General features: G+C 35.5%; 15 protein-coding genes. 3 read left to right on the forward strand and 12 right to left on the reverse strand.

Annotated features, from left to right (window positions below; genetic code table 11):
• Window positions 1-46: 46 nt before the first annotated feature.
• A complete protein-coding gene (locus GS03_RS07430) occupies window positions 47-457 on the reverse strand; it encodes a response regulator (protein WP_136151911.1) in 411 nt (136 codons plus the stop codon).
• Window positions 458-464: 7 nt separating this feature from the next.
• Entirely contained in the window at window positions 465-2,186 is a 1,722-nt protein-coding gene (locus GS03_RS07435; RefSeq protein ID WP_136151912.1) for a PAS domain-containing sensor histidine kinase, read from the reverse strand.
• Window positions 2,187-2,348: 162 nt separating this feature from the next.
• On the opposite strand from GS03_RS07435, the gene typA reads away from it, so the two are divergent.
• Window positions 2,349-4,145: a translational GTPase TypA gene (gene typA / locus GS03_RS07440; RefSeq protein ID WP_136151913.1), complete on the forward strand. Its 1,797-nt coding sequence runs from the start codon at window positions 2,349-2,351 to the stop codon at window positions 4,143-4,145.
• Between the two features lie 166 nt (window positions 4,146-4,311).
• Here the strand turns inward: typA and GS03_RS07445 are convergent, their stop codons facing one another.
• The 10 genes from GS03_RS07445 to GS03_RS07490 form a co-directional block, all read right to left on the reverse strand.
• Window positions 4,312-5,223, reverse strand: a complete 912-nt coding sequence (locus tag GS03_RS07445; RefSeq protein ID WP_136151914.1) for an alpha/beta hydrolase — start codon at window positions 5,221-5,223, stop codon at window positions 4,312-4,314.
• Between the two features lie 7 nt (window positions 5,224-5,230).
• Entirely contained in the window at window positions 5,231-7,249 is a 2,019-nt protein-coding gene (locus GS03_RS07450; RefSeq protein ID WP_136151915.1) for a T9SS type B sorting domain-containing protein, read from the reverse strand.
• Between the two features lie 29 nt (window positions 7,250-7,278).
• A complete protein-coding gene (locus GS03_RS07455) occupies window positions 7,279-12,402 on the reverse strand; it encodes a T9SS type B sorting domain-containing protein (RefSeq protein ID WP_136151916.1) in 5,124 nt (1,707 codons plus the stop codon).
• An 84-nt stretch (window positions 12,403-12,486) separates the two neighbouring features.
• Entirely contained in the window at window positions 12,487-13,326 is an 840-nt protein-coding gene (locus GS03_RS07460) for an ABC transporter permease (RefSeq protein ID WP_136151917.1), read from the reverse strand.
• A gap of 1 nt (window position 13,327) precedes the next feature.
• Window positions 13,328-14,224 carry an ABC transporter ATP-binding protein gene (locus GS03_RS07465; RefSeq protein WP_136151918.1) on the reverse strand — a complete coding sequence of 299 codons (897 nt, stop codon included), beginning with the start codon at window positions 14,222-14,224 and terminating at the stop codon, window positions 13,328-13,330.
• Between the two features lie 51 nt (window positions 14,225-14,275).
• Window positions 14,276-14,536: a hypothetical protein gene (locus tag GS03_RS07470; protein ID WP_136151919.1), complete on the reverse strand. Its 261-nt coding sequence runs from the start codon at window positions 14,534-14,536 to the stop codon at window positions 14,276-14,278.
• Window positions 14,537-14,672: 136 nt separating this feature from the next.
• Window positions 14,673-16,511 carry a BamA/TamA family outer membrane protein gene (locus GS03_RS07475; protein ID WP_136151920.1) on the reverse strand — a complete coding sequence of 613 codons (1,839 nt, stop codon included), beginning with the start codon at window positions 16,509-16,511 and terminating at the stop codon, window positions 14,673-14,675.
• A gap of 145 nt (window positions 16,512-16,656) precedes the next feature.
• Complete coding sequence (locus GS03_RS07480; RefSeq protein WP_136151921.1) at window positions 16,657-17,715, reverse strand: nucleoid-associated protein; 1,059 nt, start codon at window positions 17,713-17,715, stop codon at window positions 16,657-16,659.
• 46 nt (window positions 17,716-17,761) lie between these two features.
• Window positions 17,762-18,121: a four helix bundle protein gene (locus GS03_RS07485; RefSeq protein ID WP_136151922.1), complete on the reverse strand. Its 360-nt coding sequence runs from the start codon at window positions 18,119-18,121 to the stop codon at window positions 17,762-17,764.
• 93 nt (window positions 18,122-18,214) lie between these two features.
• Entirely contained in the window at window positions 18,215-18,751 is a 537-nt protein-coding gene (locus tag GS03_RS07490; RefSeq protein ID WP_136151923.1) for a plasmid pRiA4b ORF-3 family protein, read from the reverse strand.
• A 413-nt stretch (window positions 18,752-19,164) separates the two neighbouring features.
• On the opposite strand from GS03_RS07490, the gene GS03_RS07495 reads away from it, so the two are divergent.
• Window positions 19,165-21,306 (forward strand): TonB-dependent receptor, encoded by a 2,142-nt coding sequence (locus tag GS03_RS07495; protein ID WP_136151924.1) that lies wholly within the window; start codon window positions 19,165-19,167, stop codon window positions 21,304-21,306.
• A gap of 191 nt (window positions 21,307-21,497) precedes the next feature.
• Window positions 21,498-22,118 carry a tetratricopeptide repeat protein gene (locus tag GS03_RS07500; protein ID WP_136151925.1) on the forward strand — a complete coding sequence of 207 codons (621 nt, stop codon included), beginning with the start codon at window positions 21,498-21,500 and terminating at the stop codon, window positions 22,116-22,118.
• The last annotated feature ends 9 nt before the right edge of the window (window positions 22,119-22,127 follow it).

The following is a 22,127-nucleotide window of genomic DNA, read 5'->3' on the forward strand; positions in this document are numbered from 1 at the left end:
TACTTTATACGAAAAAAAAGTCCCGATTTATTCGGGACTTTTTTATTTATGGAAATTGAGTTTTTAAATTTTCTAACATCTCTTTTGTTATGGGTTTTGATAAAAAGCCTATAACAGGGTAAGTCTTAGACCTATTGATGTCATAAGGGTCAATAGAAGATGAAAGAACTATAAATCGGGTTGAAGTAAATACATTATCATAACGCTTACGCATATACGTTTCCAAAAACTCCCAGCCGTCCATTACGGGCATGTTTAAATCTAAAAGCACCAACTTTGGGTACACGATGGAATCGTTGACTTTTCTTTCTTCAAATAACGCATCGAAGTAATCAATTGCTTCTACACCATTTTTAGCCGTAATTATTTCTTTGGCAAATTCAACCCTCTCAACCACTTTTCTGCAAAGCATGAGCGTAATTGGGTCATCATCTACACAGAGTATTTTATCTAACATAAATTACTTAATTATACTTAAAAACAATTGTAAAAGTAGTTCCTTTTCCAACAGTACTGGCGACAGAAATTGTTCCTCCCATACTTTCTACTTGTGATTTAACTAAATACAGCCCTAATCCTTTACTGTCGGGATAATTGTGGAATCGTTGGTATAGACCAAAAATCTTATCCATGTTCTTTTCTAAATCTATTCCTATTCCGTTGTCTTTGAATGTTATAACTAAGTTATCGTCTACGACTTTTGTTCCAATGTTAACTCTTAATTGTCTACTCGGATCGCGATACTTTATAGCATTCGTTAGTAAATTTAGAAAAATACTTTCTAAATACGACTTGTTTATATCTAAAATAGTGACATCTTCTAAATCAATTTTCAAAATAGGTTTGTTGACACTAATCAGGAAACTCAATTGGTTAAAGACGTTTTCGAAAACATCCTTAATCAAAACTTTTTCTTTTTGTATTGAAGGATTGTCTTTGATGATAATTACCTTAACTAAATCATTTATCGTTTCATTTAACAAATGTGTTGATTTTGAAAACCCGGTAATTATTTCTTTTAATTCAGGATCTTCAATCGTGATGTCTTCAATAAGATTCAGCAATCCGGTTAAATTGGATAAAGGCGCTCTCAAATTGTGCGAAGTGATATAGGAGAACTGTTTTAAATCCTTATTATTTTGTGTCAGTTCTCTAATAAGCTGTTCTCTTTCTTTTTCCTTTTCTTTCTCTTCGGTTACATCTCTTTGAATTGAAATCCAGTGCGAATGTTCACCTTCTTTATCCGTTACAGGAATCATCGAGAAGTTAACCCAAAATTCTTCACCATTCTTTTTGTAACTTATCGTTTCAATAAAACATTCTTTATATTCCTGAATGGCTGTTTTGAGTTTGTCAAATTCTAAAATATCTGATTTTCTTCCAAAGAACATTTCAGGCGATTTTCCAATAACTTCTTCAGCCGGATAACCTGTCATATCCGTAAAAGCAGAGTTGACGAATATAATATTTGGAATGGCACTTTTTGAAGTGTCAATATCCGTAATCATGACGGCATCTTTGGTTTGTGTAATTACCGTTTCGAGTAGTCGAAGTCGTTGTTCCTCTTCTTTTTGTTTGGTGACATCCTGAATCGCTCCAATCATTCTGACCGGTTTTCCACTGGCATCTTTAACCAAAAATCCTCTGTCAAAAACATATTTATAACTGCCATCAGCACATTGAAAGCGGTATTCATCCTGCCATTTCTCTGTTTTTTGTTCCAGAAACGAATAGAGTTTAACCGACATTTTTAAACTGTCTTCAGGGTGAATCCGGTCAAACCACCATTTCGACGTTGAACCTATATCTTCTTTTTTGTATCCAAAAACACCTTGAATTCCTTTATTCCAAATAAAACTGTCGTCTTCCATTTTCCAATCCCAAATGGTGTCACTTGTCGCTTTGGCTACAATGTCATATCGCTCGTTTGATTCTTTGATTTCAATATTCGTAAGTTGTAGTTTTTCAAAAACTGATTTATTCCTCATTTCATTCTGATACAAAATGAATTTTAAAACTAAGCCGGAACAAACAATGTAGAGTAAATCTTTGGTGTAACTGTATTTAAGTAGTGATTCGTCAGCCGATTCATGAAAATAAATGACAAATAATTTATGGCCAATTATCGCCATAAACATTAATATAAGGACATAAATTAATGTAATTTTATTTGAATTATTTTTCATTACTCCAAATATATAGAATTTCAAATAAGTTTTAAAATTTAACCAAAAACTTATTAATGTTTTTATAAACTCAACTTCCGCTTTTATTAAAAAGTAAACTAATTGGTTATTGGTTTTTTATCTAAAAATAAAGTGTACCTTTGCACCTTCAAAAAAACACAGATGGAATCTATTAGAAACATTGCTATTATTGCTCACGTTGACCACGGTAAAACTACGTTGGTTGACAAAATTATGTATCACTGTCAGTTATTTCGTGAAAACGAAAACACAGGTGATTTAATTCTTGACAATAATGATTTGGAGCGTGAAAGAGGAATTACAATTACTTCTAAAAACGTTTCAGTTGTATATAAAGGAACAAAAATCAACATTATTGATACTCCGGGTCACGCCGATTTTGGTGGAGAAGTAGAACGTGTATTAAACATGGCTGATGGAGTTTGTCTATTGGTAGATGCTTTTGAAGGTCCAATGCCTCAAACGCGTTTCGTGTTACAAAAAGCTATCGACTTAGGATTAAAACCATGTGTGGTAATCAATAAAGTTGATAAAGAAAACTGTACTCCGGAAGAAGTGCACGAAAAAGTTTTCGATTTGATGTTTGAATTAGGTGCTGAAGAATGGCAGTTGGATTTTCCAACCGTTTATGGTTCGGCTAAAAACAACTGGATGTCTGATGATTTCAGAAATATGACAACAAACATTGAACCTTTGTTGGATATGGTTGTTGAACATGTGCCAGCTCCAAAAGTTTCTGAAGGAACACCTCAAATGTTAATCACATCTTTAGACTTCTCTTCATTCACCGGTCGTATCGCGATTGGTCGTTTGGAAAGAGGCGAATTAAAAGAAGGAATGCCAATTTCTTTGGTAAAAAGAGATGGTAAAGTTATAAAATCAAGAATCAAGGAATTGCACACTTTTGAAGGTCTTGGACGTAAAAAAGTAGAAAGCGTAATTGCCGGAGATATCTGTGCCATCGTTGGAATCGAAGGTTTTGAAATTGGTGATACTATCGCTGACTTCGAAAATCCGGAAGCATTGCAGACTATTGCAATCGACGAGCCAACAATGAGCATGTTGTTTACAATTAATGACTCGCCATTCTTTGGTAAAGAAGGGAAATTTGTGACATCACGTCACATCAGAGATCGTTTGACCAAAGAGCTAGAGAAAAACCTTGCGATGAAATTAGGTGAAACAGATTCAGCTGATAAATTCATGGTTTTTGGACGTGGAGTTCTTCACTTGTCAGTTCTTATTGAAACAATGAGAAGAGAAGGTTACGAATTGCAGATTGGACAACCACAAGTTATCATCAAGGAAATTGATGGTAAAAAATGTGAGCCAATCGAAGAATTAACTATCGACTTACCGGAGCATTTATCAGGTAGAGCGGTTGAATTCGTTACTATCCGTAAAGGAGAAATGCTTTCTATGGAAGCAAAAGGCGAGCGTATGATTATTAAATTCAACATTCCATCTCGTGGAATTATTGGTTTAAGAAATCAATTGCTTACGGCTACTGCAGGTGAAGCAATCATGGCGCACCGTTACATCGGTTACGAACCATACAAAGGAGAAATTCCCGGACGTAACAATGGTTCATTAATCTCTATGGAAAACGGAAAAGCAATTCCTTATTCAATCGATAAATTGCAGGATCGTGGTAAATTCTTCGTTAATCCAAACGACGAAATCTACGAAGGTCAGGTTATCGGAGAAAATTCTCGTAGCGATGATATGAGTATTAACGTGACTAAGGCTAAGAAACAATCTAACGTTCGTTCATCAGGTAATGATGAGAAAGCCAGAATTATTCCACCAATCATTTTCTCTTTAGAAGAAGCGTTGGAGTACATTCAAAAAGATGAATATGTAGAGGTTACGCCAAAATCTATTCGTTTGAGAAAAATCTATCTAACAGAAAACGATAGAAAACGTAATAAAATATAATTTGTATTCACAATAAAAAGAAACCCTTTCAGTAATGAGAGGGTTTTTTATTGGAAGCTAATCCGGCTGTCCGCTATATCTGTCATTGCGAGGTACGAAGCAATCTTTAATGGGATTGCCGCGGTTCTCTCGCAATGACAGGATGCCGCTTCCATCCGGGCTAGGGTTATTTCTTCAACAGGAATTCCAGCGGAATATGCAATCGTTTTTGCCAAGCTTCTTCCGAATGATTTTCTCCGGGAAAGAATTTAGTAATCCAGTTCTCTGAAGTAAATCCTTTTTCATTCATAATGATATCGACTTTTTGTTGTAACGGCGGATACATGGCATCTAAAGTCTGGTCGCCATAATCAAAGTAAATCCGATTCGTTTTAGGATTCGGAAGTTTCTTTCTCAAATAAGCATAAAAAGCATCAGGAATCGGATTGTTTTCAGAAGCAAAAACGCCGGGCCAATGCGTCGATATACAAGCGGCAGCACCAAAAACTTCAGGATATTCACAAATCGCATACATCGAAATCAATCCGCCCATACTCGAACCCGCAATAAAAGTATTGTCTTTATCGGTCAGTGTTGAAAAATTGTGATCAATAAAAGGTTTCAATTCCGTCACTAAAAATTTCAAATACAAATCGGAGTAAGGTTTAAAAACCGCTGTTGTTCTGCCGGCTTTTTGCAATTGAGCCGTAATCGTATCTTTTTGCGTTTTCGTTAAATTTTCATATGGTTTCTGCGGAAAGTATTCTGGGTGTCTTTTTTCGGATATGTTCCAAATCCCAACCACGATAAATTTTTTGACTTTGCCTTCCGAATTCAATTTTCCGGCAGTTTCATCCACTTCCCAAGCTTGCTTGTTCCAGGTTGTGGATGCATCATACAATGCTTGCCCATCATGCATATAAAGCACAGCATATTTTTTGTTGGGAGAATAGCCATCAGGAAGCCAGACATCTACATTCCGGGCATCTACATATTGTGATTTGAAATTTGGGAAACGTTCAATTTTTCCGGAGGTAACTTTTATTTCCTGAGCCGTTGAAACCATTCCAATAAATATAAAAAACGCGACTACTTTCATAATTGTATTATCTTTTTAAAGTAAAATGTCCTCTGGCGCTTCGGCCGTCTTCTAATTGAATATTATACCAATAATCATCAGCGGGCATTGTTTTTTCATTAAATTTTCCATCCCAACCCAAACCATTTGTACTAATTTGTTTTAATAATTTTCCGAAACGGTCATAAATATAAATTACAGCACCTGCATTATGGGACAAAGGATTGATATCTTTTATATTCCAATAATCATTAAAACCATCACCATTTGGGGTAAAATAGTTTGGTATCTGTATCAGATAAAATTGCTGCTCCACAGTTCCACAACCGTTTTTGTCACGAACATAAGCAGTATAAACCAAACCGCTTAAATTATTGAAGACAGGGCTATTCTGAAAATTAATCCCATCAATAGAATATTCATAGCTTCCAGTGCCAGATGCAATAATTTCAACAGAATTATTTTCATTGAAATCATGTACGATAATGTTATCAATAGTGGCGACTTCTGAACCGATAACAGTAAAGGTTTTTATTTTAGTACAATTAGCTGCATTTTCAATATTAACCCTGTAAGTTCCTGGCGCAGTAACCTGAATGGATTGTGTTTCATCGCCTGCGATGGTGTCCCACGTATAATGAAAGAAACCACCATCAGCTGTTAACGTTATGGGATCATTATTGCAAATACCAACAGTTACATCTGAGATAGTTTCGGGAAAAATATGCATGTTTAAAGTAACAGGAAAAGCGGGATAACAATTGCTGTTTTCTATTTTTGCGTATATGATTTGTTGAAATGCAGTAGTATTCCGAAATGAATCAAGTAGAGGAGTTGCACTGGTTGGACTATTATAAAAACGAACCTGATACCCCGCTGGCAGATTCGAAAATAATGTCGGAACGAGGTAGCTTAAGAAATCAATAGTAGAAATTCCGTCCTGTAGCGCATCTACATCACAAAAAGTATACGTATCCTTATCAATTATAAGTTGTGGTGCAAAATCCAAATCGATATCTGCCACAGTTGTGCAGGTTGGGGAATAAGTTGTAGTAAGGGAATAGGTTCCGTTTTGGGCACTCGTATAGGGTGGATTAAAATTCAATGTCGCGGCATTTTGTCCCGGAATTGGATTCGTGTTGAAATTCCATTGGTAACTCAAAGCACCTGGTGCTGTTCCGTTTAAAGTCAAACTTTCATTTGGACACACTGGATTATTATTGGCAAAAGTTCTGTCCGATCCCAAATCTACTCCAAAAGAAAAACTGCTTCCTTTTAAGAAAATTGCCGAATCGTATCTGTAATTTCCTTCATCAGCAATGACTAGCTTTATATGATATTGATGACCGGAAAGCACAGCTGATTGTGCTGTCAGGACTACGGTTTGACCATTGAAATTTGTTGGATATTCGGTTGGGTTAAAAGCATCAAAATACTGTTCGTTTTGTGCAGAACACGCACCCGGAATATCCGGATGCACACTTGTTACCTTAACGGGAATGGTTGTACTGGGAATTAAAGCCAGATTTTGATAGGTTGGACTTCCGACTTCCTTTAGTAAAAAAGCAAACCCATCAGAATAGATGCAGGTTGCAGTTCCATGATATTCTTCTGAGGCAAAAATATAATCAAAACTAATCTGATTTCCCAAAGGGATAAAATCGAATTCCAAAACAGTTGCGTTTAATGAATTGCTAATGCTTAAGGCTGCATTCAAATCAGCGTCACCGGTCCAACCCATTCCACCTCCATCATCAGATATAAAAGTATTTGGACCTTGTGCATCGATAATTTTTCCGGTACTAAGAATTACTCCTTCAGCAAAGGGAAAAGTTGAACCGTTAGCATTAAAGTATCCCCAGCTGTTTTCGCCTGTAGCAAAATTACCACCTGATACCGAAACATTGGTAACAGATGCACAACCCGAGTTTATCAGGACGTTCTCTATTAGCTGAAGCGGAGTATAGGTTTCATCTGTAGCAATGTATTGAGCAGAAGCTACACCATACATTAATAAAAGTAAGAGATGAAATTTTTTAAAAAACATTGTGGGTTTTATAGGTAGGCAAAGTTACACTATCTTTTTAAAGTAAAATGCCCTTTGGCACTTCGTCCATCTTCAAATTTGATATTATACCAATAATCATCCGCAGGCATTGGGTGCCCGTTGAATGTTCCGTCCCAACCTGCACCTGTTGTACCAATTTGTTTTAATAATTTTCCGAAACGGTCAAAGATGTAAATTGTTGAGCGATAATTAAATTGGGCACTAACACCTTTTACATTCCAATAGTCGTTATAACCATCACCGTTTGGTGTGAAATAATGTGGAATTCCTAGTACAGCAACGGTAACCGGACCAACCGAACCACAGCCGTTTTTATCACGGACATAAATTTCGTGAAGTCCCATAGGAACATTTTCAAAGAAATTGCTGTCGCGATAGGGTCCGTTGACATCATCAATAGCAAATTCATACTGACCTAAACCTGTTACGTTAACGGTGATTGTATTAATCTCAGCCAAATCGACCACATCAATAGACTGAATGGTGGCTATCTCGGAACCGGTAACCGTAATTACTCTGGTTTTGGTGCAACCATAAATATTGGTAACATCAACACTATAGGTTCCGGGTGTCGTTACTAAAAAAGTTGGACCTGTAGCACCATTCGCTACATTATTGGTGTACCATACAAACGAATAATCTGAAGTTGGCGTACCATCGAGAATTCCGGCATCAATCAAAGCTTGTGTTGCAGGCAAACAGATGATAATGTCTTCCTCTAAATCGATTTTCGGAGTTGGATAAACAACAAAAGGTATTGTTAGCTGAGCCGTACATGTTGTATTGATCTGATTTTCAACAACGACTCTAACATTTTGAGTTCCTGTTGTAAATGGATTTGGCAACGGACTTGGAAGTGGATTATTGTTTTCGTCAAAATAATAAACATTTACCCCAGTTTGGCTTCCAAGAATGGTTGATTGAAATGTTGAAGTGTCAAAATCGTGCAATCCATTTTGGTCAACAGGATTAATTTCTTCATCACATATTGAAGTCAGACTAGAAGAAACGGCAAATGCTTCAGGCAAATCATCCACAATGAACTCCAGCGTTTCATCATCAAAACAAGGTTGTCCTCCAGTTTGTGTGTTGTTGTTTTCTACTCTTATAGTAATAATTTCCGAACCGTTTACGTAGAATGGATTTGGTAAAGGTGTTGTAAGTTGGGTACCGTTGGCTCTGAAATACTTAACGTTTACACCGGTTTGCCCATTCAAAACAGCAGCTTGAATTGCCGAAGTATCAAAACCATAAATTCCATCCTGATTGTCATCACAATGACGAAGAAGATTCAGAGCATTTATAGGATTAGCTGTTGGCAAAGCTTCTACAACAACATCGAATGTTTTAAATCCATAACAGGAATTGTCTAAAGTACTTTCAACACGAACCCAAATTGTTTGTGTATTTGGGTAACCGATGTTTCGATAAGTTGTAGTATTCGTTATTTCCAATGAATTCCCTAAAGCATCGGTTTCGGCAAGGAAATCGGCTTCGTTTTTATAATATTTTATACTGTAATTAGTACTTGGTCCCGGCAGAAACCCAAGTAAACTATTGGTTATGCTGGTGAAATTATATGGTCCGGAGATTCCGTCTCGGTCATCATTAACGGCATCCAAATAGTCATCACATAAATATTGATTTGGAATGACATAGCTTGGCGGAATTTGGGTTACCGACACCATCAAATCAATTCGGGCTACTCTATAACAACCGTTGCTGTTTTCAACTCGGGCATAAACACTTGCATTTCCGGAAGTGAAAGCAATAGGATTAGCAATTAAAAACGCACTGTTTTCAGTATTTGCGGCGGCAAGAGTTGTATAATAGGTGAAGGTTTCAATCAAATAATTGGCCGAAATGACATCGTTTTTTTGCGTCAGATTGAAAGTTGAAATTCCGTCAGTATCATCATCACATTGTTTTAAAGAGATTGGAGTTGTGATAACTGGCAACGGATAAGTTGTTAGTACAGCTGCCGATGAATATAATCCACAAGCATTTCCATTTTTGATTAAATACACACGATACTGATAACCAACCATTGATGGCGTTACATTCGAAACCGTTAATGCAGTTGTAGCAGCACCGGAATAAGTAGCATTGTTAAAAATCAGCGACCAGGTTGCTCCACTATCAGTTGAAACTTGCCATTGATAAGTAGTGACAGTATTTGTACTGATAGTAAAAGTTACACTTCCTAGCTCACACGCTGAAGCACTTTGTGGTTGTGTGTTGATTACTATTGGCGCAGCAGTTGTATAATCCGCATTTGGATTTCCATATCCGATTCCGCTTGTTACTAATCCGTTGTTGGGATTAACTGTTGGAGGCGTTGTTCCGCCCAATAATCCATCGAGATTGCTATCTAAATAACCTGCTTCGATTACGTCATTACATAAATCATTATCACTATCTAATTCAATGGCATTGTAAATTCCATCAGCATCAGTGTCGGCAAGTACATAAATAGGTTTAATAATCCCACTATCAGCAGCAGTTTCCAATGTATTGAATAATCCGTTGGTACCAAAATTACTGCCGTCAATTGTACCATTGCTATCCGCATCAGTCATATTGAAGCCGGCTTCATCTAAATCGTGAATTCCGTCATTGTCTGAATCTAAATCTAAGTAATTCAGAACTCCATCAGCATCTGTGTCAGTAGCAACGATTCCGTTACCAAAAGCATCATCAATTCCGTCTCCATTAACATCAACATGCGAAAGTGTTGTACTGCTTTGTGCCTGAGCTTCGTATAAATCGGCAATGGAATCATTATCGCTATCCAAATCGTTTTGATCTGCAACGCCATCAGCGTCTGAATCTTTTGGAATGCAGGTTGCAATTAAACGTAGTGCAACTCTGCTTGTGCTTGTGTCTGAAAGATTGATGTTGGTTATGATAATCGAATTTATCAAATTTCCTCTGATGGAAAAAGTCCCGGTTCCGGCGGCTAATGAAACGCTGCTATTCAATCGGAATCGGATTTCAAAAGAAGAATATTCAGTGATGCCGCTTTCATAAATCCCATCATAATTAGTGTCAATCAAAAGTTCATTGTTTGGATTTAAAACAGTCAATGTTTTATTTACGGGACAAGTTATTCTGATTTCTGTTGAAGAGGTAAATAAATCGGTAGCATTGGCGACGGTAGCATATTCTATCGCTAAACTTATTGGCGTGGTGAAATTTGAAACGGTATAACTTACTGTGTTTTCTTTTCCTTGTGCAGCTTCTGTTACAAAATTTCCAATAGCGTCACCAACAATAGGAGTTGCAGATGGTGTTGCTGTTCCTGAAAAAGCAATTGCTCCGGTATAAGGATTATTGTAACTTGCTCCTACAGCAATTGTTCCTGCAGTCGTATTGGTCAGATTGAAATTTTGATCACCAAATGATTCCGTGCAATTTGTAATTCCGTCGTTGTCATTGTCAAGGTCAATATTATCATTTACGGCATCATTATCACTATCGTTTGGGCAAGAACTCACGGGAATATTGTCTGAGTCTTTTGGAGTGGTGCAGCCGGCAATAGTTGCTGAAACATAATAATATCCAGGACCAAGACCTGTCGGAGCATTCAAAGGTTGGTACGTATTATTCGTAGCACCTGGAATTAGACTTCCATTAAAATACCATTGAAATACGTCAAAAGGGCTAAGTGAATTTACACTTAGAACTGAGTTTGGAATACAACCCAATTGCGTTACATCAACTTCGTTAAAGGATATTTCGGGTTTGAAAGTAAAACCGGAATAATATCCGCCAAAGGTTGCAGCTTGTTCAGAACCATAAGCAGCTAAATACAATTCGCCGGTTGAGTATACAGAAACATTACCCGTTAAACCAGTCAGTACATAGGTTTCATAATTTGCATTTCCGGTTACGGTTAAAGGTCCGTCTACATTTACTCCAATTCCCGCTAAACCTGCCAAAGTATAGTTTGTACCATTAATAATAAAATTGAGAGTAGCACCAGTAGTTGTAACTAAGGTTACTCTTCCTGTAAACTGACGGGTACCAACAAAATCAATAAATGGAATATTGTCAATTACCCTTGGAGTTTGGCAACTTAATGGTGGTACAAAAAACAGCTCCTGATTTCTTTGATCTACAGCACTACCATCACCAACACTTTGATAGGCAAAGATTTTATGGGTTGAACTAACATATAAGTTTCCATTGGCAGTATAATCAGCTCCGGTTAATGCCAAATATTCACCGGCAAGGATATTATAAACAGGTGCAGAGCCGTTTAATGTTATCTGAGTGTCTTCATCAGCTACCAAAAGGATTTTTTCTACAGCGTCAATTCCGGTGCTTTTTATAAAAATATAATCATTTGTAATCAATCGTTCTGCAGGAACTATTTGATCAAAACCTAAATCAAGATTTCCTGTGGCATTGGTTCCACCAAAAGAACCGCAGTTTACTGCAATTGGCTTATCTGCTAATACCAAAGAACCAATTAATCCATTCCTATTGGCATCATTTGGTCCTTGAACCGCCATGACATAACTTTCGCCTCTGTTTAAAACGATGCTATAAGGGTTGCTGCCTGTTCCACTATTAATTAATTGCACTCCGGTTCTAATGCCACTAAAATTGACAGTTGTGTTATTCTCAGTTGCTAAAACAGTAACAAAAGTATAATGGATTTCAGAATAACCCGGTACTAAATTATTTTCAAAGGCTCCAATTCGGAAGCGAAGTCCCAGTGAAGCCAAACCTTTTGATACTAATTCTCCAGCTTGATTGCCGCTTACGTCAGTAAGTCTGGCTGAGACATAGACTAAATCATCAGCTTCAACAATATATCCTTTATTGTTTAAAACGGAACTTACTAAACTTGTATCAACACTTAGTTGAGTACCACTACCAAAACCAACACTATATACATAAGGAACATTTCTGGAAACAGTTCCTGTGATTACATTACCTCCAATTTCTATAATCCTGAAATTGACCGGATTTACGTTTGGTGTTGAGATGTATAAAAATTGTTCATCAGGAGTTACATTTGCTGAACAGGAAAGAGCTGGGATATAATGGGTTTTACTAAATTGTGAAAAACAATTTAACGAAAAAAGTAAAACAAAAAGTAAATAGTAGGACTTCATTTTCATTCGCTAAAATTAGCAAATAAATAAGAAAACATAAAGAGAACTTGGTCTATTTATGTTTTCTTTAAGAATTGATTGATGATTGAATTATAAATCTCTCTTCTTGATGATTTTATAGGATAAGAAAATGAATAAAGCTGTCCAAAGCAAAACAACTAAAACCGTTGAAAAATGAACGCTGTAATCTTTTGTATTGTTCACCCCGATTTGTTCGCCAATTGTTTTGACAGCGCTTAACCTACTTCCTGGTTCAACAATTAAATTGGACATTGCTTCAAGAGGCATGTAGCTATAAAATTTATCGAGGTTAGGAGTGACACCATTATAAAAATTATATTTAATTATGGCATGTGATATATTTTCACCTAAAAACCAGACGAATAAAAAACCTATTGCAAAAGCAGAACGCTTTATTAAAACTCCGAGAAATAAACAAAATGAGAAGAATCCAACCAGTTTGACAAAGTATCCAAGTAAATATTCCAAGTCTGAAAATACGATTCCTAATTCGTTGAAAGAAGAAAAACTATACCCTAAAATCAATGACATTACAAAGACAAAAAGGGTAGAAACAAAAGCAAATAAAACAACTGTCAAAAATTTGGATAACACAAACTCCTGTTTGCTCATTCCATCAATAAGGTTTTGTTTTAAGGTTCCATAACTGTATTCATTTGCCATCATTGACACAATAACTACAGCCAGAAATATTTTCAACAATGCCGCCACATAAGTGTTAAAATGCCAAATAAAAGGGAAATTAAAAATGCCCTGATCTGCCAATCGGATATGTATTGGACCTATGTCAAATTTAATGGAAGCAATCAGGGATAAGCAAGTCAATAATATAAAATAGGTTAACGTCAATATCCTACTGGCGCGGTTTTTCCAGATTTTTTGTAATTCTATGGCGAGTAATCTTTTCATATTAGTTTTTTGTTAATTCAAGAAATTGTTCTTCAAGACTCACTTTTTTAAACACCAAATGATTGAGATAAATTCCTTTTTCTGCCAAATAGCGATTCAAAAGTGAAGCATCAAATTGGGTTTTAAAATGTACAATAACTTTTCCCTCTGCTTCCGAAATTTTTTCAACTTCAGGATGATTTTTTAGTGTTTCTATGAGAATGGAATTATTATCAGCCTGCAATTCAAAAAAGCCAGCCTGATTAGTCATGCCATCAACAGTACCACTATATAGAATTTTACCAAAGCGCAAAACCAAAACATGACTGCACACTTTTTCGACTTCGTCCAATAAATGAGAAGCCAATAAAATTGTAGTCCCTTGTGAAGCAATCAAACGAATAATATCGCGAATTTGATGGATTCCCTGTGGGTCTAAACCATTAGTTGGTTCATCGAGAATTAAAATTTCAGGGTCATTTAAAAGGGCAGAGGCAATAGCTAATCGTTGTTTCATTCCTAAAGAAAAGGTTTTGAACTTGCTGTCTTTTCTATCAATCAGCCCAACAACTTCAAGCTTTTCATTTACTTTGGAATAATCAATGTTTTTTATTTTACAAACCAATTCCAGATTTTCTTTGGCTGTCATGTAAGGATAAAAATTCGGACGCTCAATAATGGCTCCCACTTTTTTTAGTGCTTCATGTGTTTGCATAGTTCCGTCAAACCAGCTGTAATCACCGGAAGTTTTGTTGACAACATTTAATACAATACCCAAAGTTGTAGATTTCCCGGAACCATTTGGTCCAAGAATTCCATAGACATTGCCTTTATGTATTTCGAGAGAAACGTTATTTACGGCGTGAATTTTACCGTAACGTTTGTGAAGGTTTTTGATAGAAAGTATGGTAGATTCCAACGACTAGTTTTTTAAGGTTTTGAATAGGACGATAAAAACCTTATTTTGTTACTAGTCTTTTCGAAAGTAGAATTTGGACAGAAATTGTTTCTTTAAATTCAGATAAAAAAGCGTCTCATTGATGTCTTTAAGTTTTGATGTCAATGTAATTTTTTCACCTCTCATATCGTTTGTTACCTGCATTTTACAAGTTTTGCATTCAAACTCACTAAAATGGTTGTTTACTTTTTTAGTTTCAACAAAGCGATGTCCAAGTAAGGAACAGCGATAATTTTTTTTCACCATTCCATCTGTTGTGTAATTTGTTTCCATGAAATTAGAGTTTAGGTTTGGTGAAATAAACGTACTAAGATATTGACGAAATGCCAAAATTAATCGATGAAATACATCATTTTGGCAGTTTGGAATTAATATACTTACAAATTATTAACGCAAAACACACATTGTCTTAATTATAAGGGACTATTGTTGGTTCACCAATTTGGAAATCCGGCAAGGACAAATCATTGTTTTTAAAAGTGTTAGTTTTGAAAAGATTGGATCCCTGATAAGGTATAGAAGGATAAAAAGAGAATGAAATTTGAAAACTATTAAAAACTAAATAATCATTATTTATTAAAGCACCCAAACTGAAAATAGAGTAAACTTTATCATTAAAAAACCTGTTGGTATCATCACCAAGCAATCCCAAAGTCATGTTAAAAAAAGGGCTGAAATGGAAACCATGCCAATTGCCAGGAAGATATGTTTGTGTCTGAAAAGAGGCGAAGAGTTTTTTGGTTCCGTTAAGCAAAGGATTGTCAAAACCAGAAATTCCATTCTCATTAGAAATCGTAACACGATCTTTTATAATTGAAGCTCTATGATTTCCAAGTACTAATGTTGGTTTAATAAATTGCCTTATTTTCCAACTTCCAAGAGAAAGTAAATTCGTAAAATAATTGGCTTCAATTCGCAACGTTGTTTCTTCGCTATGACCATTTTTGTTAAAACTTCCCCATTCAATATTTGTTCCCAAATAACCAAAATTGAAATAATGACCATAGGCAAATCTTCCGCTAAAATAGGCTCTCTGGTTATTATTTTTATCCTGAAATCCTCCAGTTATAGCATAAACCTGACCATAAGGGACGTCTTCAATTATGCCAAAATTGAATAAGTATTTTTCTTCCGCAAACTTTTGTGTGTTGAGACCAATGGTAGCTAAATATAATTTTTCGGAAGCAAAAAACTTTGATGGATCATATTGTAGTGTTGGTTTCTTAGAGTAAGCTACATTTTTATATCCAAAAGTGGTAACAAGATTTGTAGTTCTGAAATCTTCACTTTTTCCTCCAAAGATTTTGAATGAATGACCAAACCAATACTGTTGTGTTTGCAATTTGAAAGTTTGATTCGCAAAAGTACCTGTAGCATCAGGAAGCGAATCAACATAAAACCTATTTTCATAATAGGCACCACCTGCCAATCTTGTCAATGGCGAGAAAAATTGTCTTTCAATTCTGGCGCTTCGGGTTACGTTATCATACAAATCATTCTCGTAAGCAAAGGTCGTTTTTATATAAGTGTTTTTGATGTTGTTTATGGTATAGCGGGCTTCATAAGCTTTTTTCCCGTCATCAAATCTTCGTGAAAAGTTATTTTCAATCTCATGACCTAAACCAACAAAGTTTCTCTCGGTTAAATCAAAATTACCTTTTGAACTCGAAACCGCGCCTGTTGGAATCAAGCTCCACGAATCTAAGACGCGTACAGAAATATCAACAGAATCTTTGCTATTCGGGATTTCAATAGGTTTAATAATTACGCTTCTAACGTAGCGTTGCTTTCTGATTAAACGCTCTGATTCTTTGGCTACAAGAGAATCTAAAGGTTCGTTTTTTTTGAAAAGTAATAAATTTCGAATCGTCCAATTTTTGGTTTTCATGTGCAAAGCATTTCCGAATTTCTCAAAACCTTTTTCGGGTTGGTCTTTGTAATTATCAACAGCATAACCAAATGGGTCTAAAGTTTCAATCCTAATATCTCTGATGATTTTGCCTTCGCTTCTGTCAAATGACTTTTTGATAAAAAACCTCTTTCGGGAGTTTTTTTTAGCAGCAGCAGAACTTCTTTTGGATTTGAATAACAAACGATAAACAAACTTATTGAGTTTATTTTTTTTGGAAAGTTTTTCGATGTTTTTATAAACTGTAACCGAATCGTTGCCGCTGTTTTTTTCCTGCGCCTGAGAAATTTGGCAGGTAAATAATAAAAATAAAAAAAAGGAGAGATACTTAAATTTCATAGCATGTATTCGGAATGAACAAATATAATAGCTTTTACCAATCTTAATTTATATAATTAACAGTTTTATTTATATCTGATAAGCATTAAAAAATCCCCAACTGCTTTTAACAATTGAGGATTATATTTTATACGATTGTAAATCTTTAGGACTTTTGCTCTTTATTGAAATACACTAAGTAGTAATACATTTGTTTTTCTTCATCCCAACCTTTTTCTACAAATTTCTCGGCACTTTCAGGATTGATAAAGTCGAGTTTTATTTGGATATTGGTGTCCAGATTAATTACGTTTTTAATAGATCTTCGGGCATCAGAAACCGCATTATTTGCAATTGGAAACGAAGTAACATCTTCAATACTATATTTCTCACCTTTATCAACTTTATAGTTTTTGAATTCCGGGATTAAGTCGGGATTATCCAAAACCTCATTCAGGAAATTGCTTTCTTCAAATTGATCGTTTTTGGCAAAATAATTCACCGAACGATTCATAAACATTACTTCTTCTTTTTTGTCTTCGGCAGGAAAAACAACATCTTTAGCAAATCCCTGGCAGAATTTCAAATACTTTTTGGTAATGAAATTTTCATCCTGAAACGCATCAACAGAAAGAAAATGCTCCAACCAATAGCGTGTGTCATAACGATTGCTGTCGACACTTAAAATCTTGTAGCCTTCTTCTTTTTTATAATTGAAAATCAGGCAGCCTTTGTCTAGTTTATTCAGATTGATGCCTTGTTGCAAAATCATTTCAAGCGATTTTCCTTTTTCTTCAAACTGCATAAAATCAGACATGATTTCACTTTTGAAAACACCAATAGCATCAACAACATTGTTATCGATACTTAAGTTGGTTAAATAGGTCACATAAACTTCTCCGTTCTTAATGTGCGGGTGATTTGATTGCTCAAAAAGATGGTTCGTAATCTTCTTTGAAACTTCGTGAATTTCACTTGGGTTTGTGAAAATTTCCGTTGCCAAGTTGAACATATCGTTGTATTCCAAATCAACTTCGTGGGCAAACTGAAAATAGTTCTCTTCTTTTTCGCGAAAGGATTTGAAGAAATATTCCTTTAGTAACGGAACAATTTCGTCATTTAAATTATAAGGCTGCTCCGAGAGAAATACCGATTCATTTCTGTTTTTGTTTCCAACTCGGTGTATTGATAAACTCTCAATATGAGTGTTAAATAGGTTGATCATTTTGGTTTAAAGGTTCTAAGTTGCTAAGGTTCTGAGGTTCTAAGTTTTAATCTCTTTCTTTAATTTTTTTGATAAAAGAAACCAACATTCTTTCTAACTCTCTGGTGTCTTCGTATATTTTATTAAATTCTAATTCTGTTAAGTATTCTATATTTTTCCCGATTTCTAATTGTGTTTGCAATTCAAACAATGAAGCAATGGATACGTTCAGAAATCTTAGGTATTCTTTGTTGCTGTCTCTTCCAAAACCTTCGGCGATGTTACTTGGAATCGATATTGAGCTTCGTCTTATTTGTGATGTTAATGTAAAAATTTCTTCTTTTGGAAAATTTTTAGTTGCAATGTAAATGTTTGTTGTTAATGTCATGGACTTTTGCCATATCTGAAGATTTCTAAAATTGCTCATTTTTATAGTTTTTAAATTTATTAAAGATAATAAAAATCTTATAAATTTAAAACCTTAGTACCTTAGCAACTTAGAACCTTAGCTCCTTAACAGCTAATTCCAATTCTCTTCAAATCCGTAATCTTCAAAACTGTCATCACCACCAAAAGCATCCAAATCATCATCATCTAAATCATCTTCAAATTCAGAATAGAAATCTTCACTTTCCGCTTCGAACTCTTTTTCAGGCGCAATGGCAGGCAATTCACCATGAGAAAACAACAAACTCGGATAGGTTTCTCCGGCTTCAGCTTCTTCAACGGCAGCAAGTTCAACTAAGAATGTCCACATATTGATAAAATCATACACGTAGATAATTTTCGTTTGGTCTTCACCAAGCAACAGATTTAAGGTGTAATCGCTCATTGTTTTTTGCTCGCCGGGAATATCACCTGTATCAAACATCGGAATCTCTTCTTCCTGATTCCAGGTGTCATCACAAGTATAAAACGAAGCCACTTCTAATCCGTCAAAACCAAAAGCATTAACGATGGCGTTGTGTAAATCTTCTAAAGTATCTTCTTCCTGAATGGCAATATCTCTGAAAACATCTTCTTCTGCATCAAGAATAGCTCTGAATTTATAAATCATAATCGTAATTTTTATAAGCGAGCAAAGATAAATTATAATTCATCAATTACGAATTGCTAATTGCTAATTGTTGAAAAGATTTTGCATCCTGAAAAACATCGACGAAAAGCATCAGATTTTGATTTTTTGTATGTCTATCGAGTTTTGCGGTAGTTTACCGATTAAGTTAGATTTAGAATTGGCGAACAACTAATTTAGCTTCAGTTAATTAGAGAAACAACAAGAAAACTACTGAGTAGTATTCTTTTAAAGATAAATATCCTGTCAGATAATTAATAATTCAAACGAAAAAATCCTGTTCTAATCGAACAGGTTTTTTTTTGCAGTTCATCCCCAAAAAATAACAATTCGGTAAACTTATATTGTATAGTTTTAGTCCTTGATACAACTTTGCTGCATCAAAATTAAAACACATGAAATCTCTTTGCACTCTAACATTTCTACTAATTGCTTTTATCAGCAACGCACAACAAACCATTTCGGGAACTGTAGTCGATGAAAAAAACAAGCCGGTTGTTGGTGCTAATGTTTTTATAGATGGTACTTATGATGGAGCTTCGACAGACGACAAAGGGAATTTTAATTTTAAAACCACAGCAGTTGGAAATCAACTTTTGGTGGTTAGTTTTTTGTCGTATGAAACTATTAAAGTTCCGATAGAAGTTGAAAAATTCCAGAACCAAACGGTTAAACTTAAAGAAAGTGTCAATACGCTTGATGCCGTTGTAATAACTGCCGGAACGTTTAGCGCCGGAGAAAAAAGCAGGGTTTCGGTTTTGAAACCTTTGGATATAGTAACCACTGCCGGTTCCGCAGGAGATATTATTGCAGCTTTGCAGACTTTGCCTGGGACACAAAACGTTGGCGAAGATGGCCGATTGTTTGTTCGTGGTGGCGAAGCTGATGAAACACAAACTTTCGTTGACGGAATTCGGGTAGCTCAGCCTTATGGTGCGACGACCAATAATTTGCCAACACGCGGGCGATTTTCTCCGTTTTTGTTTAGCGGAATTTCATTTTCTACTGGTGGTTATTCGGCTGAATATGGAGAAGCATTATCTAGTGTTTTGTTATTGAATACACAAGATGAAGCTGATCAAAATAAAACGGAAATTTCGCTTATGACTGTTGGTTTGGGATTAGGCAATACACAAAAATGGAAAAAAAGTTCGTTGAGTGTGAATACGGCTTATATAGATTTAGCGCCATATCAAGTAGCTATTCCGCAGGATGTTGATTGGAACAAACCTTTTCAATCGCTGTCAGGTGAAACCGTGTATCGTTATAATTTCAATAATGGAATATTCAAAGCGTATGCTGCTTTTGACGCTTCCCGTTTCGATTTAAATCAGGAAGATATCAATCAGCCGGAGAAAGTGAGAGTCAATTTGAGAAACAATAATTTTTACTTCAATAGTTCCTATAAAGGGAATTTTGGTGGGAACTGGCAAATTTTTACAGGATTAAGTTATGGTTATGGCCAGAATAAAATTGGCATTGATGCCAATGATGTAAACAACGCGGAACACGCTTCACATCTGAAATTAAAATTCACTAAAAAACTTTCAGACAAAGTAAAGTTGAATTTCGGAACCGATTATTTTATCACCAAGTTTGACGAGGATTATAATACGACTTTCAAAAGCGGTTATGATTCTAATATAGCGGCTGCTTTTACGGAAGCGGATATTTTCTTCTCTAAAAAGTTTGCAGCAAAAGTTGGGGTAAGAGCTTCGACCAATGATTATATAGATGAAAACAGCATTTCACCAAGAGCATCTTTGGCGTATAAAGTTTCAAAAAACAGTCAGTTTGCTTTTGCCTACGGAAATTTTGAACAAACGCCACGACAAGAGTATCTGAAATATTCAGGTGATTTCAAAACAGAGAAAGCCGCACATTATATTTTGAACTATCAATATGCAAAAGCAAGCCGAACGCTTCGCACCGAAGTCTATTTCAAACAGTACAACGATTTGATAAAATACGATACTGAAAACGTGCAATTCGATTCCCAATTTTCAAATAACGGAGAAGGTTATGCCAAAGGATTGGATGTTTTTTGGAGAGATGGTAATAGCATAAAACATGTTGAATACTGGATATCCTATTCTTATATCGATACCAAAAGAGATTATAAAAATTATACTGCCGAAGTAACGCCAAGTTTTGTTTCAACACACAGTTTGTCATTGGTCACTAAATATTGGATTAATGATTTGAAATCGCAATTAGGTTTTACGCATCAGTTTAGTTCAGGAAGACCATATAATAATCCGAATGAAACTGCTTTTATGAATGGAAAAACAAAATCGTATAACAGTTTAAGTTTCAGTTGGGCTTACTTATTATCGCAACAAAAGATATTGTATTTCTCGGTTTCGAATATTTTAGGAACACAAAACATCTTTGGTTACAACTATGCTGATACGGTAAACGGAAATGGGATTTATGACAGAAAAGCAGTAACACCAACTGCCGATAGATTTTTCTTCGTAGGTTTCTTTTGGACGATTAGTGATAATAAGAAAGATAATCAACTTAAAAATCTTTAAAGGATAAGGGACTAGGGAAAAGGGATTAGAAAGACTTATCTCTTATTACTTATCCCTAATCCCTAAATCAACAGTTCATCCATCAAAAATGACAGTTCGGTAACTATAAATTTTTAAGTGACCAAAACCAATATACTTTTGAACCATAAATTAAAAGAGTTTTAATCATCATAAATCTAAACAGCAAAATCATGAAAACAATTTTTACATCAATCGCAATTTTTATCTGTTCGCTATTATCAGCACAAACTCAGTATGAGCAAGGAATGGGAAAAGCAATGCAACTTTGGGGAGCAGGAAATGACACTGAAGCGGTTGCCACTTTTGAACGCATCGCATCCGTAGAAAAAACAAATTGGTTGCCAAATTACTACATAGGTTTCATCTGCACTATCGATGTTTTTCAGGCCAAAGACAAAACAAAAATTCCGGCACTTTTAACCAAAGCACAAGATGCTATTGACAACGCAACAGTTATTAGTCCGAACAATCCCGAAATTATGGTAGTTCAGGCAATGCTTTACACTGCGATACTGATTCAGGATCCAATGACAAACGGACAGAAGTATGGTGGGTTGGCAATGGAACAATACGACAAAGCATTAGCAATTGACCCAAAAAACCCTAGAGCGGTGTTCTCAAAAGCCGAGTTTGAAATTGGTGGAGCCAAATATTGGAAAACGGATACCAAGCCAATGTGTGAGGCAATCGCTAAATCAATTGAACTTTTTGCTAACTTTAAACCTGAAACGCCTTTTCATCCAAATTGGGGTGCAGACAGAGCACAACAAGCATTGATAAGTTGTAAATAAACCTAAACT

This window comes from Flavobacterium sangjuense, from assembly GCF_004797125.1.
GTDB lineage: Bacteria > Bacteroidota > Bacteroidia > Flavobacteriales > Flavobacteriaceae > Flavobacterium > Flavobacterium sangjuense.